General features: G+C 68.0%; 15 protein-coding genes. 2 read left to right on the top strand and 13 right to left on the bottom strand.

Going from position 1 to position 22,087, the window contains the following annotated elements:
* Window position 1: 1 nt before the first annotated feature.
* The 12 genes from EZJ19_RS03575 to EZJ19_RS03520 all read right to left on the bottom strand — a co-directional run bounded on the left by EZJ19_RS03575 (window position 2) and on the right by EZJ19_RS03520 (window position 13,481).
* A complete protein-coding gene (locus tag EZJ19_RS03575) occupies window positions 2-1,393 on the bottom strand; it encodes a V-type ATP synthase subunit B (RefSeq protein WP_131444920.1) in 1,392 nt (463 codons plus the stop codon).
* Entirely contained in the window at window positions 1,394-3,175 is a 1,782-nt protein-coding gene (locus tag EZJ19_RS03570) for a V-type ATP synthase subunit A (RefSeq protein WP_131444919.1), read from the bottom strand. It abuts the gene before it with no gap.
* A 261-nt stretch (window positions 3,176-3,436) separates the two neighbouring features.
* Window positions 3,437-4,078: a V-type ATP synthase subunit E gene (locus EZJ19_RS03565; protein ID WP_131444918.1), complete on the bottom strand. Its 642-nt coding sequence runs from the start codon at window positions 4,076-4,078 to the stop codon at window positions 3,437-3,439.
* Between the two features lie 25 nt (window positions 4,079-4,103).
* On the bottom strand, window positions 4,104-4,436 hold the full coding sequence (locus tag EZJ19_RS03560) for a V-type ATP synthase subunit F (protein WP_131444917.1): 333 nt from the start codon (window positions 4,434-4,436) through the stop codon (window positions 4,104-4,106).
* On the bottom strand, window positions 4,433-4,864 hold the full coding sequence (locus EZJ19_RS03555) for an ATP synthase subunit C (protein WP_131444916.1): 432 nt from the start codon (window positions 4,862-4,864) through the stop codon (window positions 4,433-4,435). The genes EZJ19_RS03560 and EZJ19_RS03555 overlap by 4 nt, the downstream gene beginning before the upstream one ends.
* Window positions 4,861-6,762 carry a V-type ATP synthase subunit I gene (locus EZJ19_RS03550; protein WP_131444915.1) on the bottom strand — a complete coding sequence of 634 codons (1,902 nt, stop codon included), beginning with the start codon at window positions 6,760-6,762 and terminating at the stop codon, window positions 4,861-4,863. Before EZJ19_RS03550 ends, EZJ19_RS03555 begins: the two co-directional genes overlap by 4 nt.
* Window positions 6,762-7,775: a V0D/AC39 family V-type ATPase subunit gene (locus tag EZJ19_RS03545; RefSeq protein ID WP_131444914.1), complete on the bottom strand. Its 1,014-nt coding sequence runs from the start codon at window positions 7,773-7,775 to the stop codon at window positions 6,762-6,764. The genes EZJ19_RS03550 and EZJ19_RS03545 overlap by 1 nt, the downstream gene beginning before the upstream one ends.
* Window positions 7,775-8,092: an ATPase gene (locus EZJ19_RS03540; RefSeq protein ID WP_131444913.1), complete on the bottom strand. Its 318-nt coding sequence runs from the start codon at window positions 8,090-8,092 to the stop codon at window positions 7,775-7,777. The genes EZJ19_RS03545 and EZJ19_RS03540 overlap by 1 nt, the downstream gene beginning before the upstream one ends.
* A 103-nt stretch (window positions 8,093-8,195) precedes the next feature.
* Window positions 8,196-9,683 carry a TolC family protein gene (locus EZJ19_RS03535; protein ID WP_165873447.1) on the bottom strand — a complete coding sequence of 496 codons (1,488 nt, stop codon included), beginning with the start codon at window positions 9,681-9,683 and terminating at the stop codon, window positions 8,196-8,198.
* A 34-nt stretch (window positions 9,684-9,717) separates the two neighbouring features.
* Window positions 9,718-11,832: a peptidase domain-containing ABC transporter gene (locus EZJ19_RS03530; RefSeq protein WP_131444911.1), complete on the bottom strand. Its 2,115-nt coding sequence runs from the start codon at window positions 11,830-11,832 to the stop codon at window positions 9,718-9,720.
* A gap of 51 nt (window positions 11,833-11,883) precedes the next feature.
* Complete coding sequence (locus EZJ19_RS03525; RefSeq protein ID WP_240754634.1) at window positions 11,884-13,101, bottom strand: HlyD family secretion protein; 1,218 nt, start codon at window positions 13,099-13,101, stop codon at window positions 11,884-11,886.
* 182 nt (window positions 13,102-13,283) lie between these two features.
* Window positions 13,284-13,481, bottom strand: coding sequence for a hypothetical protein (locus tag EZJ19_RS03520; RefSeq protein ID WP_131444909.1), 198 nt, complete (start codon window positions 13,479-13,481; stop codon window positions 13,284-13,286).
* A gap of 578 nt (window positions 13,482-14,059) precedes the next feature.
* Here EZJ19_RS03520 and EZJ19_RS03515 point away from each other — a divergent pair.
* Window positions 14,060-14,272, top strand: a complete 213-nt coding sequence (locus tag EZJ19_RS03515) for a hypothetical protein (protein WP_131444908.1) — start codon at window positions 14,060-14,062, stop codon at window positions 14,270-14,272.
* A gap of 298 nt (window positions 14,273-14,570) precedes the next feature.
* On the opposite strand, the gene EZJ19_RS03510 is transcribed toward EZJ19_RS03515, so the two are convergent.
* Window positions 14,571-14,768: a hypothetical protein gene (locus tag EZJ19_RS03510; protein WP_131444907.1), complete on the bottom strand. Its 198-nt coding sequence runs from the start codon at window positions 14,766-14,768 to the stop codon at window positions 14,571-14,573.
* A 154-nt stretch (window positions 14,769-14,922) separates the two neighbouring features.
* Between EZJ19_RS03510 and EZJ19_RS03505 the strand changes: the two genes are divergently transcribed.
* Complete coding sequence (locus EZJ19_RS03505; RefSeq protein WP_131444906.1) at window positions 14,923-22,071, top strand: retention module-containing protein; 7,149 nt, start codon at window positions 14,923-14,925, stop codon at window positions 22,069-22,071.
* Window positions 22,072-22,087: the final 16 nt, after the last annotated feature.

Genomic DNA, 22,087 nt, shown 5'->3' with positions numbered 1-22,087 from the left:
TTCAGCGGGCCGCCTCGGCCGGCTTGTGGTACTTGGCCAGCTCGTCCTCGCTGACCCGGGTCAGGGTGCCGGCCGGCAACATGGACAGCAGTTCCCAGGCCAGGTCCAGGGAGGCGTAGACGTCGCGTTCCTCGTCCTCGCCCTGGCCCACGAAGCGGTGCTCGAAGGCCTCGGCGAAGGCCAGGTAGCGGCGGTCGCTCTCGGACAGGTCCTCGGCCCCGATGATGGCGGCCAGGCCGCGCACCTCCAGGGCGCGCGCGTAGCTGGCGAACAACTGGCTGGCGACGTGCGGGTGGTCGGGCCGGGTGAAGTCGCCGCCGATGCCGTCCTTCATCAGGCGCGACAGCGACGGCAGCACGGCCACCGGCGGGTAGACGCCCTGGGCGTGCAGCTCCCGCGACAGGACGATCTGGCCCTCGGTGATGTAGCCGGTCAGGTCGGGGATCGGATGGGTGATGTCGTCCGAAGGCATGGACAGGACCGGGATCAGGGTGATCGAGCCGCGCCGGTCGCGGATGCGCCCGGCCCGCTCGTAGATCTCGGCCAGGTCGGAGTAGAGGTAGCCGGGATAGCCCTTGCGCGCCGGCACGTCGCCGCGCAGCACGGCAACCTCGCGCAGGGCCTCGGCGTAGGCGGTCATGTCGGTCATCACCACCAGGACGTGGTAGTCCAGCTCGTAGGCCAGGTACTCGGCCGCCGTGAAGGCGGCGCGCGGCGTCAGCAGGCGCTCGATGACCGGCTCGTCGGCCAGGTTGAGGAACATCACCAGGCGCTCCAGGGCGCCGCTTTCCTCGAAGCTCTCCTGGAAGTAGCGGGCGTCCTGGCTGCTCACCCCGAAGGCGGCGAACACCACCACGAATTCCGTCGTCGCCGCGCCGAGCAGGCGGGCCTGGCGGACGATCTGGGCGGCCACCCGGTTGTGCGGCAGGCCGCCGCCGGAAAAGATCGGCAGCTTCTGGCCCCGGGTCAGGCTGTTCATGCCGTCGACGGCGGACAGGCCGGTCTGGATGAACTCGCGCGGATAGGCGCGCGCGGCCGGGTTGAGCGGCGCGCCGTTGATGTCGCGGCGCTGCCCGGAGACGATGGGCGGGCGACCGTCGCGCGGCTGGCCGACGCCGTTGAACACCCGGCCCAGGATGTCGCGCGAGACCGGCAGGCTGTAGGGCTCGTCCAGGAAGCGCACCCAGGTCCGCTCCAGGTCGAGGTCGTCGGTGCCCTCGAAGACCTCGACCAGGACGGCGTCGTCCGAGGTCCGGATGACCAGGCCGTTGCGGCCCCGGCCGGCGTGGTCGCGCAGGCTCACCCGGGTGCCGGCGGCCACGCCCGGGACCTTGGCCATCACCACCAGGCCGCCCCGGGCCGAAGCGGCGGTACGGAACTCCAGGTTCTTCATCTAGCCTTCTCCCGGCCCGGCGGGGAAATACTCCGCCTCGAGGGGCATGAAATCCTCCACCAGCCGGGCCACGCGCTCGCGCAGGCCGGCGATGTCGGCGTCGCCATAACGGGTCTTCCAGCGCCGCGCCTCGCCCAGCACGGGGAGTTCGAGCAGGCGCCGGGCCGGCACGCCCTGGCCGACCAGGCGCATGCCGCGGTCGTAGATGTCGAGCAGGCCGGCGAGGAGCAGGTACTGCTTGGCCGGCGAGGCGTAGCTGTCCACTTCGTCGGTGGCCGACTGCTGCAGCAGGGCCTCCTTGATCAGCTCGGCCGCCTCCAGCGACCAGCGCTGCTCGGAGGACAGGGCATCGACCCCGACCAGGTTGACGATCCGGCGCAATTCCTCGCTCTCCGACAGCATGGCGAGTGCCCGGGCGCGCGCCGGCGCCCAGCCCGGGTCGACGTTGTCGGCCCACCAGCGGGCGGCCTGGCCGATGTAGCCGGAGAAGCTCTCCAGCCAGTCGATGGCCGGGTAGTGGCGGGCGTCGGCCAATTCCTTGGAGAGCGCCCAGAAGGTCTGGATGATCTCCTTGGTGTGGCTGGTGACCGGTTCGGAGAAGTCGCCGCCGGGCGGGCTGACGGCGCCGATCAGGGTCACCGAGCCGCTGCCCCCGGCCAGGGTCTCGACCCGGCCGGCGCGTTCGTAGAAGGCCGCCAGGCGCGAGCCCAGGTAGGCCGGGTAGCCCTCCTCGACCGGCATCTGGCCCAGGCGGCCGGCGACCTCGCGCAGGGCCTCGGCCCAGCGGCTGGTGGAATCGGCCACCATGACCACGTCGTAGCCCTGGTCGCGGAAGTACTCGGCGATGGTGATGCCGACGTAGACCGAGGCCTCGCGCGCCACCACCGGCATGTTGGAGGTGTTGGCGATCAGCAGGGTGCGCTCCATGAGGGGCCGGCCGCTGTGCGGGTCGGTCAGCTTCGGCAGCGACTCAAGGATGTCGGTCAGTTCGTTGCCGCGCTCGCCGCAGCCGACGTAGATGACGATCTCGGCGTTGCACCAGCGCGCGATCTGGTGCTGCAGCATGGTCTTGCCGGCCCCGAACGGCCCCGGGATGGCCGCCTTGCCGCCCTTCAGCAGGGGGTAGAAGGTGTCCAGGATGCGCTGCCCGGTGACCAGCGGCTGGACGGCGTGGTCGCGGCGCCGGAACGGCCGCGGTATGCGCACAGGCCAGCGCTGGCAGAGCGTCAGCTTGCGGATGCTGCCGTCGTGGCTGCGCACCCGGGCGATGGTGGCGTCGACCTCGTAGTCGCCGGCCGGGGCGAGTTCCAGCAGTTCGCCGGAGACGTCCGGCGGCACCAGGATGCGGTGCGCGATGCTGGCGGTCTCCTGGACGCTGCCGAGTATGTCGCCGGCGTTGATGACCATCTCGGCGCTGCGGTCGGGCGCCGGCGCGAAGGCCCAGCGCCGGCCGCGCGCCAGCGAGGGGACCCGGATGCCGCGGCTGATGCGGTCGCCGCTGACCTGGCGCACCGCCTCCAGGGGCCGCTGGATGCCGTCGAAGATGCCGCCCAGCAGGCCCGGCCCGAGTTCCACCGAGAGCGGGTGGCCGAGCCCGGCGGCGGCCTCGCCCGGGGCCAGGCCGGCGCTGTCCTCGTACAACTGCGCCAGGGCGGTGTCGCCATCGCGCCCGATGACCTCGCCGACCAGCCCGAGGGCGCCGACGCTGACCTGCTCGCCGAGTACCGCGCCGGGCAGTTCCAGGCGCACCAGCGGACCGTTGATCTCCAGGACCTTAGCCATTTGAGCCTATCCCGGCAGCCACCCGGCGCCGTTTGCCGCTGGCTGCGGCGCAAGGCGCGGGGGGCGCCGTGTAGTCATTCTCCACAAGCCGCCGCCGGCATGGCAATGCGCCTGTGGGCAGCTTGCCCTTCGGGGGGAGGCCCGAATCGGCGTCCGCCGCATTGGGCCGTTTGGCCATGGCATGACCCTGGCCAGCCCGGAGTGCCTTGCGGCCGTCCGATTCCCGCCCCGACGCGGGGTGCCTTTGCCACTGAAAAGAGCTCATAGCCCTCCCAACTCCGGCGGACCGGCGAACATGCGCGCCATGACGGCGGCGGCCAGGGCCTCGTCCAGGCGGTCCAGGCGCGCCTCGAAGGTCTGGTCCAGGCGGGCCCGGTTGTCGGCCAGGCGGACCGACACGCCGCCCAGGCTGTCGCGGCCGTGGTCGGCCAGTTCGACGGACCGCCCGGGCGCGGCGCGCGCGCACAGGTCGACCCAGCCGGGCGCCAGCATGTTGAGGTCGGCGCTGTTGACCTCGGCGACCAGGTCGCCCGCCGGCAGCCGCGCCGCGGCGGCCGAGAGGAAGCCGGCCAGCACGCCCAGGTAGCGCGCGCGGTCCTGGGTCAGGTCGAGCAGGGCCAGACGCACGTTGCTGATCGCCGCCTGGGTGAGCGCCCAGCGCAGGCGATCCAGGTCCGCGGTCAGGCGCCCCTCGGCGGCCTGGACGCGGCGCCGCACCAGGCGGTCGGCCGAGGCGCGCACCACCTGGCGCTCGCGCGCCTCGGCCTCGGCCAGGCGCTGGCCGGCCTCGTCGAGCAGGTGGCGCCGGGTCGCCTCGGCGTTGTCCAGGCGCTCCCGCGCGAGGGTCTCGGCCTGGTCGAGCAGGGCTTTTTCCAGCTGGCTGATGCGGCTTTCGTCGTCCATGGTCGCGTTTCCCGTCGCCCTGCCCTCAGGTCTGGCAGCGCAGGGCCTCCGGGCCGAGCACCGCCTGCACCACCTCGTCGACCACCGGCGCGTAGTTGTCGGGCGCCGCCAGGGGCGGCAGTTCGGTGACCACGATGCGGCCGCCCTCGTTGCGCAGGCGGCGCAGCCACTCGCCCTCCGAACGCGCCAGATGGGCTTCGAGCAGCACTAGGGCGGCGTCGCCCGAGGCCCACAGGTCGGCCAGCACGGCCTCGACCCGGGCCGGATCGGCATCGGCGTGCACCTCGGCGCCGATCAGGCTGAAACCCTCGGCCAGGCCGGCGCTGCCCAGCATCACCAGGCGGGCGGCGTCGCTCATAGCTTGCCCAGCATCAGGATGGACATCACCAGGCCGTAGATCGCCACGCCTTCGGCCAGGCCCAGGTAGACCAGCGTGCGGCCGAACATCTCGGGCTTCTCGGCGATCACCGCCAGGGCCGCGGAGCCGACCGGCCCCAGGGCGATGCCGGCGGCGATGGCCGCCAGCCCGGTCGGCAGGCCGATGCCGAGCAGGGCCAGGCCGTAGCCGACCGTGATCTCGCGCGCCGGGGCGGCCGCCTCCTGCGCCATCACCTGGTCGACGCCGAGGAAGAGCAGGCCCGCCAGGGCCAGGGCGAAGAGCGCCAGGTTGGCGAGCACGCCGCCCTTCAGCCAGTCCGGCGGCGCCTTGTGGGCGAGTTCCAGATACACCCCCGTGACGATCAGGCCGGCCACGCACAGGCCCATCAGGGCAACCAGTATGCTCATGTTCCACTCCTCGTTTCAGGCGCCACCAGGCGCAACGGCCGAAACTCGACGCCGTCGCCGGCGAAGAACCGGGAAAAGCCTTCGTAATACATCAGGCGCAGGGCCTGGATGGCGACGATGCCGCCCTCCAGCACGACGATGACGACGTTGCCCAGTACCACCGCGACGCCATGGCCGAGCGTACCCAGGCCGCCGGCGATGGTGAACACCGCTAGGGCGAGGGCCACGTGGTTGAGGCTGAAGGCCGCCACGCGCAGGAAGGACAGCGTGTTGGCGAACAGCTTGGTCGCCGACTCCAGGCTCTCGACCAGGACGACCACCAGGCGTTCGCCAACCGTGCCGGCGGTTTCCAGGCCGGTCCACACCGCCATCGCCAGCATGGCCGCCGCCGCGAGCAGGCCGGGGCCGAGGCCGAAGCCGGTACCGGCCAGCCAGCCGTTCAAGCCGACGATGGCGGCGAGATAGAACAGCAGGCCGGCGAGGCCGTCGCCGGCCAGGCAGGCGGCGCCCCAACGGTGGCCACGCAATCGATTGTAGGCGTTGATCAGCAGGGTGGCGGCGATGAAGCCGACGCCGAAGCCGACCGCCAGCTTGAGCAGGCGTACCGGATCGTGCAGGGGCGACTGCCAGACCGGTTCGATGAGGCCTTCGTAGCCGAATACGCTGCCATAAAGGACGCCGAACCCCACCGAGGCCAGGCCGGCCGCGGCAACGATCCAGCGCAGCCGGGCAAGGCCGCCGCGCAAGGCCAGTCCGGCCACCAGCAGGACGGCACCGTGGCCGACGTCGCCGAACATGGCACCGAACAGCAGGACGTAGCAGGCGGCCACGAACAGGGCCGGGTCGAACTCCCCGTAGCGCGGCACGCCATAGCCACGGGTCAGGGCCGTGAACGGCCGCAGCCAAGCCGGGTAGCTGAGCAGCGACGGGACCTTGCCGGCATCCGCCGGCCCCGGTTCGTGGCTGGTGAGCAGGTAGCGGCCGTGGAAGCGCACCTCCAGGGCGGCCCGCAGCCCGGCCAGGGCACGCTTGGGCACCCAGCCCGAGAAGATCACCAGCTGGCCTTTCCCGGACAGGCCGACCAGGGCCGACTCGGCCAGCGGCCGGGCCAAGGCCAGGAGGACGCGGGCCTGGCGCAGCCAGGCGGCGTGCTGCAGCCAATGGCGCTCGCGCAGCTCGCAGTGGTCGGCGACCCGGCCTTCCAGGCGGCGGCCCTCGGCGGCCAGGTACTCGGCCGCCACCGAGGGGTCGGTGCGAAGTTCCGGGGGCACCGGCAGGTCGCGCCAGCCGGCATGGGCCAGGAGCCCGCCCAGGCGATCGGCGGCCGGGCCTTCGTCGCTACGCGGGCCGGCGACCACGACGAAGGCCTGGTCGCCGGCCCGGTCGAACTCGGTCAACAAGTAGCCGGCCACCGAGAGTGCCTCGCTCAGGCGCTTGAGGTTGGCGACCGGTATCTGGCCCAGGCGGCTGTCCAGAAGACCGTCGCGCCGGAGCAGACGGGCCGGATCGACGTCCAGGGCGGCCAGGCGGGCGTAGGTCTCGCGCAACATCTCCAGACGCGACTTTTCCTCCGCCATGCGCACTTCCTGCTCGTGGCAGCCGGAGCAGGCCTGCCAGATCGCTTGCAGGCGGTGGTTGATGCCGGCCAACTCGCGTTCGTTGGGGGCGATGGCATCGTCGGGGATGGGTGCCGTATCGTGCTGGCCGCAGTACTCCATGATCTTGTCCAGGCGCGCGCAGGCTTCCAGGTACAGCTCCCGGTATCGCTCCGCTCCGGCCCCCCCGGCCGGCCCGGCCGGCCCGAAGTCGCCCTGGCGCGCCAGCAGCAGGGCCATCTCCTGGCTCTCGCTGGCCAGGCAGAGCAGTTCGATGCGAAGCATGGGGCTGGCGCGGAACATCAGGCCACTCCCGCCGCCAGGCGGATGTCCTGCCGGGCCAGGCCCAGCCGGCGCCCGCGCAGGATGCCGCGCAGGTCGCGCAGGCCGGCCTCGCGCAGGATCAGGTAGGCCAGGGCGCGCGCCAGCGCTTCGCCGCGCCGGGAGAACTCGGCCCAGGCGCGCTCCAGCGCCCGCCGTTCCAGGCGGTCGGCGATCTCCGGGATGGCCGTGGCGCCGGCCAGCGGCGCCGCCAGTTCGTCGGGCAGGCCGGCCAGTACGCCGGCGATGTCCTCGGCGCCGACCAGACGACGCAGGAGGGTGGGTGTCAGGCGGTAGCCGGGCGTCAGCAGCAGGTAATAGACCTGGGCCGGCGGCAGGCCGTAGTTGAAGCGGTAGCGCAGCAGCCAGACCAGGTTGGTGCGGTCGACGAGGTCGGCCATCAGGCGTGCCAGGCCAGGCCCGGTCGTCGCCTCGATGGCCCGGGCACGCCGGACCAGGCCGTCGAAGTAAGCCCGGTCCAGGGTCGCATCGAGGATGAAGGGGTCGTGGCTTTCCTCGAAGGCCTGGCGGGCGTTGCGGACGATCTCGGCGTAGTCGGTGCGTTCCAGGCGCCGCATCAGTTCGGTGACGTCCTCGGCGCGCATCAGGGCATCGGCGTCGAGGTGGGCGAAGTAGCCGAGGTCGAGCAGGCAGGCGGCCGTGGCGGCGGCACTGTCGCCGGCCATCTTGGCGCGGATCAGCGACTTGACGTTGGAGACCTCGAAGCGCTCGGTCCAATAGACCAGGAACTGGCGGGCCGGGCCGGCCAACGGGCGCAGCAGGATGCGCGTCTCGTCGAGCAGGATGGCGACGATGCGCGCCTCCAGCGAGCGCGGATCGTCGTCGGCGTAGCCGCCGGCCAGGAGGGCGAGGCCGCCCTGCTCGAGCAGCCCGGGCAGTTCCGCGTCGGCGGCGTCGATGAGCCCGGCGACCTGCGCGGCCGGCCACAGGCGCGACCGGAACAGGCTGACCCGGGTATCGAGGTAGACGTGCATCAGGCCTCCGGATCGAGCAGGGTGGCCAGGGCCGCGGCGATGGCTTCCGTCTCGTTGCGGTCGGCCTGCTCGCGCAGGGCGCGCTGGCGAGCCTCGAACTTGCGCGTCAGGTCGGCGACCAGCTGCCCGGCCCGGTCTTCCGCCTCCTGCATGATCGGCTGCCGGCGTCCGGCGGTCTCGGCCTGGAAGCGCGCCTCGTTGCCGCGCGCCTCTTCCATGGCGGCGTCGATCAGGCGCTTACGCTCGGCCTCGGCGGCGGTGATGATGGCCTCGGCCCGGGTTTCCGTGTCCAGCAGGCGCTTGAGCACGTCTTCCATGCTTGCTCTCGAGTGACGGTGGCTACCCTAGAACTATAGTCTGGCCGCTCCCGGCCGGGCATGGCCGCGCGGGCGCCCCCGGCGCGGAGGGGGAGGCGCCGGATCAGGGCTTGCCGGCGCCGTCGCCGGCCAGACCGGCGATCGCCCACATGCCGATGCGGCCGACGCTGGCGGCGACCTTCAGGCGGGCGCTATGCCAGTTGGAGATCGACTTGATGCGCTGCTGTTCGGCCTTGGCCATGGCGCTCTGCACGTTGAGCAGCTCGACGATGTTGCCGACCCCGGCCTTGTAGCGGCCGCGGGCGATCTTGTAGGAGTCGCGGGCATTCTTGACCAGCTCGTCGGCGGTCTTGAGGCCCTCGTTCTCGGCCGTGAACACCTGGTAGTTGCGCCAGACGTCGAGCAGCACTTCCTGCTCGATGCGGGCGTAGTCCGCCTGCTTGGCCTCGACCTGGCTCTGCGCCGTGCGCACCCGGTAGGTGCGGCCGAAGCCCTCGAACAGCGGGATGTTGACCTGCACGCCGACGCTGAAGTTGGTACTCGTGATGTCGGTCGGCGGATAGCCGATCGACGGCGGCTGGTTGAGCTGCTCGCCCTTGCTGAACTCGGACGCCAGGGTGACCGTCGGCCGGCCTTCCGCGCGGGTCGCCTCGACGTTGGCCTGGGCCGCCTTGACCTCCGCTTGGGCCGCGCTCAGCGCCGGATGGACCTTGCGCGCCTCGGCGATGAGCTCGTCGATCGGCTTGATGAAGGTGGTGTCCGGCAACTCGTCGGCCGGGCGCACCAGGTCGAAGTCGGTGGTGACCTCGAGGCCCATGGCGCTGGCCAGGCTGCCCTTGGCGTTCTTCAGGTCGCCTTCCGCCCCCACCCGCTCCAGCTTGGCCTGGCCGTAGGCGGTACTCGCCTGCAGCTTGTCGGTGAGGCCGCCGACGCCGGCCTTGTACTTGGCCTCGGCCGCCAGGAAGCTCTCCCGCGCGGCGTTCTCAACCTCCCGCTTGGCCTCCAGGCTGGCCATCGCGGTCAAGGTGTCGAAGTAGCTCTGGGCCGCCTCCACGAAGGCGGTCTGCAGGGTCGCGTCGTGGGTCGCGTTGGCCGCATCGAGCAGGGCCCGGGCCTGGGAGACGTTGGAGCTGCGCAGGCCGAAGTCGGTCAGCACCCAGGACATCTTGAGCGTACCGGAGCGGACCTTGGGCTTGGCCTCGGTATTGAAGGCTGAATAGGGGTAACCGGTAATATCCGCGTATTCAGTCTTGTTGTCCTGCTTGGCGACCGCCAGACCGGCGCTGATCGTCGGCAGGTAGGCCGCTTCACGCACCCCCAGCACGCCCGCCTGGGCCTTGGCGTTCGCCCACGCATACCGGGTCTTGGGATTGTGGCAGAGCGCCCGCTCGACCACCTCGACGAGCCCGACGCGGGCGCCGACGGCATCGAACTGGCAGGGATCGACCAGCGGCTCCTCGGTGCCTTTCGCGGTGGCCCAGAACTTGGACACCTGCAGGTGCACCGAGAACGGGTCGAAGCCTTCGGCCAGCGCGCGCGGGGCGCCGGTGATGGCAATCGTGAACGCCGCGACGGCCAGCGCACCCTTCATGTCGCAATCTCGAACCCGGTTGAATCGGGGCATCCTAGACCTTCTTGTCGACGACCACCTTGCCACCGCTCATCTCGATCACCCGGTCGGCCGAGGCGATGGTTTCCGGACGGTGGGCGACGATCACGCGGGTGACCTTGAGTGCCTTGATGGCCGTGTTGACCATGGTCTCACGCGCCAGGTCGAGGTGGCTGGTGGCTTCATCGAGGAACAGGATGCTGGGCCGCTTGTAGAGCGCGCGGGCGAGCAGTATGCGCTGCTTCTGGCCGCCCGACAGGGCCGTACCCATGTCGCCGATGAGGGTGCTGTAGGCCATGGGCATGGCCATGATCTCCTCGTGGATCGCCGCCATCTTGGCGCATTCCTCGACCCAGGCCTGGTCGGCCTTGTGGTCGAAGAAACTGATGTTGTCGGCGATCGAACCGGCGAACAGGTTGTCGTCCTGCATCACGGTGCCGACCATCTGGCGCAGGGTGTCCAGGCCGATCTGGCTGACGCTGGTGCCGCCGATCATGACATCGCCCGAGTTGGGCGGCCGGATGCCCAGCATCGCGTTGATCAGGGTCGACTTGCCGCAGCCCGAGGGGCCGACGATCGCGACCGATTCGCCGGCGTCGATATGGAAGTTGACGCCGTCCAGCACCCATGGCTCCTGGTCGGCGTAGCGGTAACGGAGTTCGACGATGTCGATGCTCGGCTGCAGATCGGCCTCGCCGATCGCCGGCAGCGGCCGATGGGTATCCTCCGGCTCGGCGAGCACGATGTCGGCCAGGCGCTCGCCCTGCAGGCGCAGCATCTTGACCTCGACCACCTTGTCGATCAGGCCGCTGACCCGCATGTCGAACTGGTCCTTGTAGGCGAGGAAGGCCATCAGCACGCCGACCGTGAATTCGCCGTCCAGGATCAGCGAGGCCCCGAACCAGATGATGATGACGCGTTCGAGGCCGAACAGGACCCCGTTCATCAGGCGGTACAGGACGTGCAGCTTCTGGGTACGCAGGTCGGCGTTGATCTGGTCGACCAGCAGCGTCAGCCAAGTCGAGCGCCGCTCGTCCTGACGCTGGAACAGCTTGATGGTCTTGACCCCGCGGATCGTCTCCAGGAAATGGCTCTGCTGCTTGGCCGCGTGGATGATCTGTTCCTCGGTCGCATTGCGCAACGGCCGGTACCAACCCCAGCGCCCGACGCCGTAGAGGGCCATCGCGGCAACCGCGATCCAGGCCAGGGTCGGACTGTAGATGAACATCATGACCAGGGTCAGGACCGTCATGACGCCATCCAGGATGGCCTCGACGAAAGAGGTCGTGAGGGTGCGCTGGATGATGTCGACCGAGCTGAAACGGGACACCACGTCGCCGATATGGCGTTTCTCGAAGTACTGCACCGGCAGGCTGACCAGGTGCGTGAACACGTTCGCGCGCCACTGTATGTTCAGGGTGGTCGCCATGTACATGATCACCCATGAGCGCAAGGTGGAAACGCCCTGTTGCATGAGCATGAGCAGGCCGAAGCCGAGCGCCAGCGTGGTGAGCAGATCGCGGTCCGCCGTGACGATGACGTTGTCGATCACCCACTGCAGGAAGAACGGCGACACCAAGGCGAACACTTCCAGCGACAAGGCGAGCAGGAGCACCTGCCCGAACGACTTGTACAGGCCGGTGACGTTGCCCATCAGCTCGCGCAGCTTGATGTGCTGCTTGAACGTGGCCGCCTTGAAGCCCGTGTTCGGCCACAACTCCAGCGCCACGCCGGTGAAGGAATCGGACACCTCCTCCCAGTTCAGCTTGCGGATGCCGAAGGCCGGGTCGTGGATGACGATGCCCTTGGTGTTGACTTCCTTGAGGACGACGAAATGGTTGAAGTTCCAGTGCAGGATGCAGGGCATCCTGAGCTGGGCCATGTCCTCCAGTTCGAGCTTCACCGGCCGCGTGGCCATCTGCATCGCGTTGGCCATGCCGATCAGGTGGCCCAGCGTCGTCCCCTTGATCGACACCAGGAACAGGCGCCGCATGCTGGCGAGATCGGTGCGGAAGCCGTGGTAGCCGGCCACCATGGCCAGCGAGGCCAGGCCGCATTCGGCCGCTTCGGTCTGCAGGATCAGCGGCAGCTTGCGGCCGAAGCCAAAGGATAGATTGTCAAGGAAGGACATACGTGCTCGCGGTTGTTCGTGTGTTGCCCCGGGCTGGGTCGGTGAGCGAAATCAAAGCTTGCCGGTCAGGCTGTATAGGGGTTCGAGCACCCATTCGTACAGGCGCCGCTTGTCCTGCAGGATATCCGCATCGAGCAACATGCCGGCCTGCAGAGGCTGCGCCTTACCGTACGCCTGGATGGTCTGCGACGCCAACTCGACGGTGATCCGGTAGACCGGTTCGCTCTGCTGACCCTGGCCACCGCCGGCATTGCCGCCCAGGTTGGAGATTTCATTGGTCGGCAGGGCGGTCTTGGCGACGCTGACGACCTTGCCGCGGGCGTGACCGAACTTCTGATACGGGTAGGCCTGATAGCGCAACAGCACCTGGTCGCCGAGATGGACGAAGCCGACGGCACGGCTGGGCGCATAGAGCTGGGCCTGCAGCTTGGCGCCGACCGGCACGATGCTGAGCAGCGGACGGCTGCCGTCGACGGCCTGGCCGACCTCGGCGACGACCGCGGTCACCGTGCCCGACTCGGGGGCCGTGATATAGACCTGGCGCTTGCCCTCGCTCTCGGCCAATTCCTGATCTACGGAGGACACGCCGCGCTGCAACTGGGCCAGCTGGTTCTGGTGTTTGTAGGCAAGTCCGGAAAGTTCGTTCTTGCGCAGCTCGAGTTCGCGCATGACGCTGATCCGCTCGCGTTCGGCGCTCTGCAGACGGGTCTGCTGGTCGAGCAGTTCCTCCTGCTTCTGCTGCAGTTGTTCGCGGGAAATATAGTCCTGGTCCAGCAGACCCTGGTAGCGGGCGACGGTATCCTTGCTGAGCGCCACCCGGCTGCGCTGGCTCTCGAGCAGATTGTCGAGCTTGCGCACCTCGGAATCGATGCCCTCGATGCGGTGGACGAGCGATTCGCGCTCCTCCTCCTGCAGGCGGCGGGTCTTGTCGATCTCTTCCCGCAGCGAATCCCGGCGCGACTCGACCTGCCGGCTGATGGACGCCTGTATGGAACCGAGCATCCCGCTTTGCCGCTCGCTCGACAGCACGTACAGGACATCGCCCTTGTTGACCTGCTGCCCCTCGGAAACGCGCTTTTCCTGGACGACCCCGACCTGCGGCACGTAGACCTTGACCAGGCCGACATCCGGCAGCAGTTGGCCGACCACGGTGCTGCGCTTGGTGTAGGTTCCCCAGGCCATGAACGCGATGACCACGAACGCCAGGAACACCGCGACGCCGGTCAGGACGGTGTATGAGAACGGGCGTATCAGAACGATCTCGCCCAACCATTGGGTTTTGTGAGCGCCGAGGGCGGCGGACCGGAAAAGTGGTTGATCGGCCATATCAGTCAGTTTCCGCCCGGCCTACACCGGTCAGGCTGTTGTTTTTTTATTATCACCGTTTTAATGAAAACAAAAAAGGAGGCCGGAAGCGCTACCCTGCTCCCAGCCTCCTCACAGGCGCTGAATTAGCAGCCCAGCTTCAGATTGCAGAGCAGGCCGGTGACCAGGCTCAGCACGCCGGTCAGCAGGGAACCGACCAGGCTCAGCAGGCCGGTGGGCGACAGCACCAGATCCAGGGTCAGAGCGGGGCTGGCGTCAACACTGACGGACAGGCCACCGGCTACTTCGCAGATTTCTTCTTGGGTCAGAACTTGGATTGCCATGATGAAAACTCCTCGTTTGTTGAACAACCACAAAACACAAATGCGCACACCGCGCCACACAACTCACCCCAAGCGGGGCAATCCCAACGCACGCAGCCGCGTTCGACCACATGCCTGTACAATCAACTTCAGGCTGCACGTTATCACATACTGAGTACTTTATCATATTAATATCACTTTACCAGAAATGGCATCAGTGACCCGCGCCCCTGAAGCGCCACCGGTGCGGGCACCGATAGCGGGCCCATCTGCCCCGCGTCGATAGCGCCATAACCGTGCAAGCTCGGTGCCGTGCCGGCTCAGGCCCGGACCGGCCGATGCGCGGCGCGGCGACACACCAGGAGAGCGTCGCGCACCCCTCCGGTCACAACGAACACAAAATATGCACTATTCGCATATTGATATAGCTTTTTTCACATTACTGAATAAAATGTCGGCTATAGTACGTTTGACAGGATTGATGACGGGCGCCAAGCGGATGCCTATCCGGCGGCGCCCGGGATCGCAGAATTGCTTCACCCGGAGCAATGCACACCGTCGAAGGGCGGAATTTAACCTTTGTAAACAAGGAGTTTCACATGGCTATTCAAGAGCTCAGCAAGCAAGAAATCAACGAAGTTTCCGGTGGCGCTCTGGACCTGAGCGGCCTGCTGTCCCCCGTGTTTGATCTGGTCGGCACGGTCGTCGGTCTGGTCGCTGGCGTCGTGACCAGCGTGGTTAGCCTGGTCGGCGGCCTGCTCTCCACCGTGGTCGGCCTGGTCGGCGGCCTGCTGGGCGGCCTGGTTGGCTAAACCAACCTAGGCGTCAAGAAAACCGGGGGCGCTGCCCCCGGTTTTTTTTCGTCTTTCCTCCGTCCCGGACCACGCAGCCTACCGGGTGATCGAGCCCCCGGACCGCACGGCACCCTCGCCGCCGATGGCGGCAGAGATGAGTATTTGTATCTTTTATCAGTTTTATGATTAAAATAATCATAAATGGTGGTTTTGCCATATACGCCCTGTCGGCGAGCCGCCTTCAACCCCTACCGGCGGTTATACCCAACTCAACTCAGCAGTGACGGAGTCGTACATGGCCACGCCAGGAAGTCGCTTAGAAGCCGAGATGCAAAAGGTCCAGCAGCGTCCTGGCGCGGCTGCTGAGCGTCGTTGCGCGGGAATGCACGGCAAACCCCGCGTAATTCGGCATGGCCACGTCCCCGAGTGCCCGCCCGCCCACGCCCGCCTGGAGCGCCCCCTCACGCTGGCCGCTCAAGCCAACGGCGGGGTGATCCACGATTTCCAGGAACACGCCTGCGCAGTCAGGCGCTGTCCGCTGTCAATGTACTCGAAGCGGCCCGTCGGGCTGCGATACCACCGGTGCGCCCCGCACCGCGGCCGGGTCTGTCGCCCGTCCTTCATCCTCGTTTCCTCCCCGATCGGCATATAAGGGAAAGGTGTCATTCATGGCCACTTACACTGCATCCAACATCCAAGCGACTGTCACGGCGTTGCGCGGCGAGGCATATGTACGAGACGAGGGGGGCAAGCTGCACAAGCTGCACCTGGGCGACACGGTACGGGACGGCGAGATCGTCGTGACGGCGGCGGGGGCGCAGGTGGAGCTGGCCTATCCGGACGGCAACACGCTGATTCTGGAACCGGGCGTGCACCAGATCATCGCCGGTCTCTTCGCGGACACCGACAATGCCGGCAACAACCTCGCCATCGGCACCACCGACCTGGGCCAGAACGCCTCCAGCGCCGATCTCGACAGCCTGATCCAGGCCATCGAGCAGGGCAAGCCGATCGACGACCTGCTCGAGAAGACCGCGGCCGGCCTGACCGGAGGCGAGACCCAGGAAGGCCATACCTTCGTCCGCCTCGACCGCATCGTCGAATCCGTCACCGGCGAAAGCTATGCCGGCCTCACCGCCGATGCCGGCGCCAACGTCACCGACCTGCGCGGCAACCTCATCGAGCCCCTGGCCGAGAACCAGGCCCCGACCGCCAACGACGACAACGTGACCCTGCTCGAGGACACCGTCCTCACCGGCAACGTCCTCGACAACGACACCGATCCCGACGGCGACAACCTCGCCGTCACCGGCTTCTCGGTCGGCGGCGACAGCTACCTGCCCGGCGACTCCGTCACCCTCACCGGCATCGGCACCTTCACCCTCGCCGCCGACGGCCGCTACACCTTCAGCCCCGCCAAGGACTACGACGGCCCCGTCCCGACCTTCACCTACTTCGTCTCCGACGGCCACGGCGGCACCGACTCCGCCAACCTCAACATCCAGATGATCGGCGGCGACGACACCCCCGTCGCCGGCGACGACCACGCCACCACCAACGAGGACACCGCCGTCACCATCGCCGTCCTCGCCAACGATTCCGACGTCGACGGCGATCCCCTCACCATCGTCAAGATCGCCGGCACCTCCGTCCAGCCCGGTGACTCCGTCTCCGTCAGCCACGGCATCGCCACCCTCAATGCCGACGGCACCATCACCTTCACCCCCGAGGCCAACTACTTCGGCGATACCAGCTTCACCTACACCATCTCCGACGGCACCACCCCCGTCCCGGCCACCGTCTACGTCACCGTCAACCCCGTCAACGACGCCCCCAACGCCGTCGACGACGTCGCCAGCACCCCCATCAACACCGCCGTCGACATCGACGTCAAGGCCAACGACAGCGACCCCGACAACACCCGCGACCAGCTCACCGTCTCCAACCCCGTCCTCGCCGATCCCAGCCAGGGCACCGTCTCCGTCAACCCCGACGGCAGCCTCCTCTTCACCCCCGCCAGCAACGTCTCCGGGCCCGTCCTCATCACCTACACCCTCTCCGACCCCGACGGCCTCTCCGATACCGCCACCGTCACCGTCACCGTCGGCGACAACACCCCCCCGGACGGCACCGACGTCACCCGTACCACCGACGAGGACACCCCCTACGTCGTCCAGTCCGGCGACTTCGGCTTCTCCGATCCCGATGCCGGACAGGCCTTCTATGCCGTCCGCATCGATACCCTGCCCGACCACGGCACCCTCTTCCTCGACGGTCAGGCCGTCGTCGCCGGCCAGGTCATCAGCGCCGACGACATCGCCACCGGCAAGCTCTCCTATCTCCCCGACACCGACGAGAACGGCTCCCCCTACGCCAGCTTCACCTTCTCCGTCCAGGACAGCGCCGGCGCCTACGACGACGTCCCCAACACCTTCACCTTCGACGTCAACCCCGTCAACGACGCCCCCGACGCCGTCGCCAACCACTACACCACCCCCGAGGACACCGTCCTCTCCGGCAACGTCATCACCGACGACGACAACGGCTCCGCCGCCGGCGGCCAGGATTCCGACGTCGACAACAGCCTCTCCGAACTCCGCATCACCCAGGTCAACGGCGAGGATCTGGTCTTCAACTCCGGCACGGCCACGGTCGCGCTCGCCCACGGCACCCTGGTGATCAGCGAGAACGGCGACTTCAGCTTCACCCCGGATACCGACTACAACGGCACCCAGAGCTTCACCTACACGGTCTCCGACCCGGGCGGCCTGACCGACTCCGCCACCGTCAACCTCACCGTCGATTCGGTCAACGATCCGCCCGTCGCCAAGGATGACGCCATCACCCTCGACGAGGACGTCACCAGCACCTTCGACCCGCTCGCCAACGACGTCGATCCGGATACCCCGCACGACCAGCTCGCCATCACCAGCCTGAACGGCCAGGCCGTCGATCCCGACCATCCCGAGGCCTATGCCCCGAGCGCCGTCTACGACCCCGTCTCCGGCCAGTTCGCCGGCACCGTCAGCCTGACCGCCGACGGCCAGGTCAAGTTCGACCCCGCCGACGACTACAACAACGACGCCAGCCATCTCCTGGTCATCCCCTACACCGTCTCCGACGGCCAGGGCGGTTCCGACTCCGCCGACATCACCCTCGAGGTCCGCCCGGTCAACGATGCCCCGACGGCCAACGACGACAACGTGACCTTGCTGGAGGACACCGTCCTGACCGGCAACGTCCTCGCCAACGACACCGACCCCGATGGCGACAGCCTCACCGTCACCGGCTTCTCGGTCGGCGGCGACAGCTACCTGCCCGGCGACGCCGTCACCCTCTCCGGCATCGGCACCTTCACCCTCGCCGACGACGGCAGCTACACCTTCAGTCCCGCCAAGGACTACGACGGTCCCGTCCCCACCTTCACCTACTTCGTCTCCGACGGCCACGGCGGCACCGACTCCGCCAACCTCAACATCCAGATGATCGGCGGCGACGACACCCCCGTCGCCGGTGACGACCACGCCTCCACCAACGAGGACACCCCCGTCACCATCGCCGTCCTCGACAACGATTCCGACGTCGACGGCGACCCCCTCACCATCGTCAAGATCGCCGGCACCTCCGTCCAGCCCGGCGACTCCGTCTCCGTCAGCCACGGCGTCGCCACCCTCAACGCCGACGGCACCCTCACCTTCACCCCCGAGGCCAACTACTTCGGCGACACCAGCTTCACCTACACCATCTCCGACGGCACCACCCCCGTCCCGGCCACCGTCTACGTCACCGTCAACCCCGTCAACGACGCCCCCAACGCCGTCGACGACGTCGCCAGCACCCCCATCAACACCGCCGTCGCCATCGACGTCAAGGCCAACGACAGCGACCCCGACAACACCCGCGACCAGCTCTCCGTCTCCAACCCCGTCCTCGCCGACCCCAGCCAGGGCACCGTCTCCGTCAACCCCGACGGCAGCCTCCTCTTCACCCCCGCCAGCAACGTCTCCGGGCCCGTCCTCATCACCTACACCCTCTCCGACCCCGACGGCCTCTCCGATACCGCCACCGTCACCGTCACCGTCGGCGACAACACCCGCCCGGACGGCACCGACGTCACCCGCACCACCGACGAGGACACCCCCTACGTCGTCCAGTCCGGCGACTTCGGCTTCTCCGATCCCGATGCCGGACAGGCCTTCTATGCCGTCCGCATCGATACCCTGCCCGACCACGGCACCCTCTTCCTCGACGGTCAGGCCGTCGTCGCCGGCCAGGTCATCAGTGCCGACGACATCGCCGCCGGCAAGCTCTCCTATCTCCCCGACACCGACGAGAACGGCTCCCCCTACGCCAGCTTCACCTTCTCCGTCCAGGACAGCGCCGGCGCCTACGACGACGTCCCCAACACCTTCACCTTCGACGTCAACCCCGTCAACGACGCCCCCAACGCCGTCGACAACCACTACACCACCCCCGAGGACACCGTCCTCTCCGGCAACGTCATCACCGACGACGACAACGGCTCCGCCGCCGGCGGCCAGGATTCCGACGTCGACAACAGCCTCTCCGAACTGCGCATCACCCAGGTCAACGGCCAATACCTGATCTTCGACTTCAGTACCGGCACGGCCACGGTCGATCTCGCCCACGGCACCCTGGTGATCAGCGAGAACGGCGACTTCAGCTTCACCCCGGATGCCGACTACAACGGCACCCAGAGCTTCACCTACACGGTCTCCGACCCGGGCGGCCTGACCGACTCCGCCACCGTCAACCTCACCGTCGATTCGGTCAACGATCCGCCCATCGCCAAGGATGACGCCATCACCCTCGACGAGGACGTCACCAGCACCTTCGACCCGCTCGCCAACGACGTCGATCCGGATACCCCGCACGACCAGCTCGCCATCACCAGCCTGAACGGCCAGGCCGTCGATCCCGACCATCCCGAGGCCTATGCCCCGAGCGCCGTCTACGACCCCGTCTCCGGCCAGTTCGCCGGCACCGTCAGCCTGACCGCCGACGGCCAGGTCAAGTTCGACCCCGCCGACGACTACAACAACGATGCCAGCCACCTCCTGGTCATCCCCTACACCGTCTCCGACGGCCAGGGCGGCTCCGACTCCGCCGACATCACCCTCGAGGTCAGGGCCGTCAACGACGCCCCGGTCGCCCATGACGACAGTGCCGACATCGATGAGGATGCCAGCCAGCCGGCCACCGGCAACGTCCTCGCCAACGACACCGACGCCGACGGCGACGACCTCGACGTGCTCAGCTTCCAGCATGGCGGCACGGTCGATACCAGCGGCACCCTGCAGGGGACCTACGGCACCCTGACCTGGGATGCCGACACCGGGGCCTATGCCTATGCCCTCGACAACAGCGACCGGCGCGTCCAGGCCCTGGGCGAAGGCCAGACCCTGACCGAGAGCTTCGCCTACACCATGACCGACGGCACGGTCGACGACAGCGCCACCCTCACCGTCACCATCCACGGGACCGACGACGGCGTCACCTTCACCGGCCTCGGCGTCAGCGACGGCGACTTCACCGTCAGCGAGAGTGCCCTCGCCGATGGCAGCGCCCCCGATGCCGCCGCCCTGGTCAAGTCCGGCAGCTTCACCCTCGAGGCCCTCGACGGCATCGACACCGTCACCATCGCCGGCACCGAGTTGACCGTCGCCCAGCTCACCAACAGCGCCACCTATCCCATCAGCCTCGACACCGACTACGGCACCCTGGTCCTGACCGGCTACAGCGGCGACGGCCAGGGCGGCTCCCTCAGCTACCAGTACACCCTCACCCACCCGGTCGACAACGACAGCCAGGCCGGCGCCGACGGCGACCATTACGTCGACCAGATCGCCGTCTCCGTCTCCGACGTCGACGGCGATTCCGCCGCCTCCTCCCTCAACGTCAACATCCTCGACGACGCCCCCTCCGCCCAGCCCATCTCCGTCGACGCCGGCGTGCAGTCGGTCAACACCAACCTGCTGGTGATCCTGGACGTATCCGGCTCGATGAACGACGCCAGCGGCATGGAAAACCTGACCCGGCTGAAGGCCGCCATCGCCGGCATCAAGGAACTGATCGAGCAGTACGACAGCATGGGCGACGTGATGGTGAACATCACCACGTTCTCGACCACCGCGTCGGGTACCGCGGTCTGGATGACCGCCGACCAGGCCTTGCTCTTCCTGAACAACCTGCAACTCAGCGGTACCTGGAACTGGACCAACTACGACGCCGCGCTGGCGGCCGCCATGGACGCCTACGACAACCCGGGCAAGCTCGCCGACGCCCAGAACGTCGCCTACTTCCTGTCCGACGGCAAACCGAACTACAACAACGGCGATCCGACCACGCTGGGAACCACCCCGGCCGGCGACAGCCCGAACAGCGACGACGGTATCCAGCCGGCCGAGCAGGCCACCTGGGAAGCCTTCCTGCGCGCCAACAACATCAATGCCTACGCCATCGGCATGGGCAGCGATATCTCGACCACCGAACTCGAGCCCATCGCCTATCGCGGCAGCACCGGGACCGAACAGCCGGCGGTCGTGGTCGACGACATGAACGACTTCAGCTCCGTGCTGACCTCGACCGTCCAGTACTCCGCTTCCGGCAACCTGACCACCGACGGCGGATTCGGTGCCGACGGCGGCTATGTCGAGAGCATCGTCTACGGCGACAACACCTTCACCTTCGACGGCACCACGGTGGTCCGATCCGGTACCGGCAGCACGGGGTGGACCTTTGATGCAACCACCCACGTCCTGACCGTGACCACCGAGGGCGGCACCCTGACCGTCGACATGGACAATGGCGACTACGTCTACACCCACACCAGCATGACGGTGCTGCAGGAGCAGTTCACCTACGCGTTGCGCGACAACGACGGCGACGTCGCCTCCAGCAGCGTCTCGTTCAGTGCCGAGAAGACCGACTTTGCGCCGATCATCCGCAATGACGCGGTCTACGTGGCGATGGACTACTACAGCAACCATCAGGTCACCATCCAGAGCGACTGGCTGCTCTGGAACGACAGCGACAAGAACGGCGACCCCATCTCCATCACCGGCGTCACCGGCGCCACCTACGACAACGGCGAGATCACGGCCGACCTGAGCAACGCCGGCAGGGGCAGCTTCAGCTACACCGGCACCACCTACGTCGACAGCACCCAGTCCGACACCGGCCAGGTCACCATCGTGGCCGACTACGAACTCGACGCCAAGGGCGACGGCCTCGACAACATCCTGATCGGCGGCGACGGCGTCGACACGATCTACGGCTACGAAGGCAACGACGTCCTGGTCGGCAACGGCGGTAACGACACCATGAAGGGTGGCAGCGGACGCGACTGGCTGATCGGCGGTGCCGGCAACGACAAGATCGAAGGCGGCGCCGGCAACGACCTGCTCGAGGGCGGTTCCGGCAGCGACACCTTCATTTGGCGTGCGAGCGACCGCGGCACGCCCGGCACGCCGGCCGAGGACGTCATCAAGGACTTCAGCCGGACCGACGGTGACGTGCTCAACCTGAAGGATCTGCTCCAGGGTGAGAGCCATGGCCTCAACAACCTCGGCAACCTCGACCAGTACATCGATGTGACCACCGACGGCGCCGGCAACACGGTGATCCGCGTCAGTTCCACCGGCGGCTTCACCGGCGGCACCTATACCGCCGCCGCGGAGGACCAACGCATCGTCCTGCAGAACGTCGACCTGTACGACCAGTACGGGGTCAGCCACGGCCAGGACGCCGACCTGATCAAGGCCATGGTGCAGCAGGGCGCCCTGGTCACCGACTGATCGGCAAGCCACACAA

This window comes from Parasulfuritortus cantonensis (assembly GCF_004337445.1).
GTDB lineage: Bacteria > Pseudomonadota > Gammaproteobacteria > Burkholderiales > Thiobacillaceae > Parasulfuritortus > Parasulfuritortus cantonensis.
This window is presented reverse-complemented; position numbering and strand designations above follow the sequence as displayed.

Bases quoted from the DNA above. Each gene is read 5' to 3' on its own strand.
- EZJ19_RS03575 (WP_131444920.1), bottom strand. From the start codon at position 1,393: ATGAAGAACCTGGAGTTCCGTACCGCCGCTTCGGCCCGGGGCGGCCTG.
- EZJ19_RS03570 (WP_131444919.1), bottom strand. From the start codon at position 3,175: ATGGCTAAGGTCCTGGAGATCAACGGTCCGCTGGTGCGCCTGGAACTG.
- EZJ19_RS03565 (WP_131444918.1), bottom strand. From the start codon at position 4,078: ATGGACGACGAAAGCCGCATCAGCCAGCTGGAAAAAGCCCTGCTCGAC.
- EZJ19_RS03560 (WP_131444917.1), bottom strand. From the start codon at position 4,436: ATGAGCGACGCCGCCCGCCTGGTGATGCTGGGCAGCGCCGGCCTGGCC.
- EZJ19_RS03555 (WP_131444916.1), bottom strand. From the start codon at position 4,864: ATGAGCATACTGGTTGCCCTGATGGGCCTGTGCGTGGCCGGCCTGATC.
- EZJ19_RS03550 (WP_131444915.1), bottom strand. From the start codon at position 6,762: ATGTTCCGCGCCAGCCCCATGCTTCGCATCGAACTGCTCTGCCTGGCC.
- EZJ19_RS03545 (WP_131444914.1), bottom strand. From the start codon at position 7,775: ATGCACGTCTACCTCGATACCCGGGTCAGCCTGTTCCGGTCGCGCCTG.
- EZJ19_RS03540 (WP_131444913.1), bottom strand. From the start codon at position 8,092: ATGGAAGACGTGCTCAAGCGCCTGCTGGACACGGAAACCCGGGCCGAG.
- EZJ19_RS03535 (WP_165873447.1), bottom strand. From the start codon at position 9,683: ATGAAGGGTGCGCTGGCCGTCGCGGCGTTCACGATTGCCATCACCGGC.
- EZJ19_RS03530 (WP_131444911.1), bottom strand. From the start codon at position 11,832: ATGTCCTTCCTTGACAATCTATCCTTTGGCTTCGGCCGCAAGCTGCCG.
- EZJ19_RS03520 (WP_131444909.1), bottom strand. From the start codon at position 13,481: ATGGCAATCCAAGTTCTGACCCAAGAAGAAATCTGCGAAGTAGCCGGT.
- EZJ19_RS03515 (WP_131444908.1), top strand. From the start codon at position 14,060: ATGGCTATTCAAGAGCTCAGCAAGCAAGAAATCAACGAAGTTTCCGGT.
- EZJ19_RS03505 (WP_131444906.1), top strand. From the start codon at position 14,923: ATGGCCACTTACACTGCATCCAACATCCAAGCGACTGTCACGGCGTTG.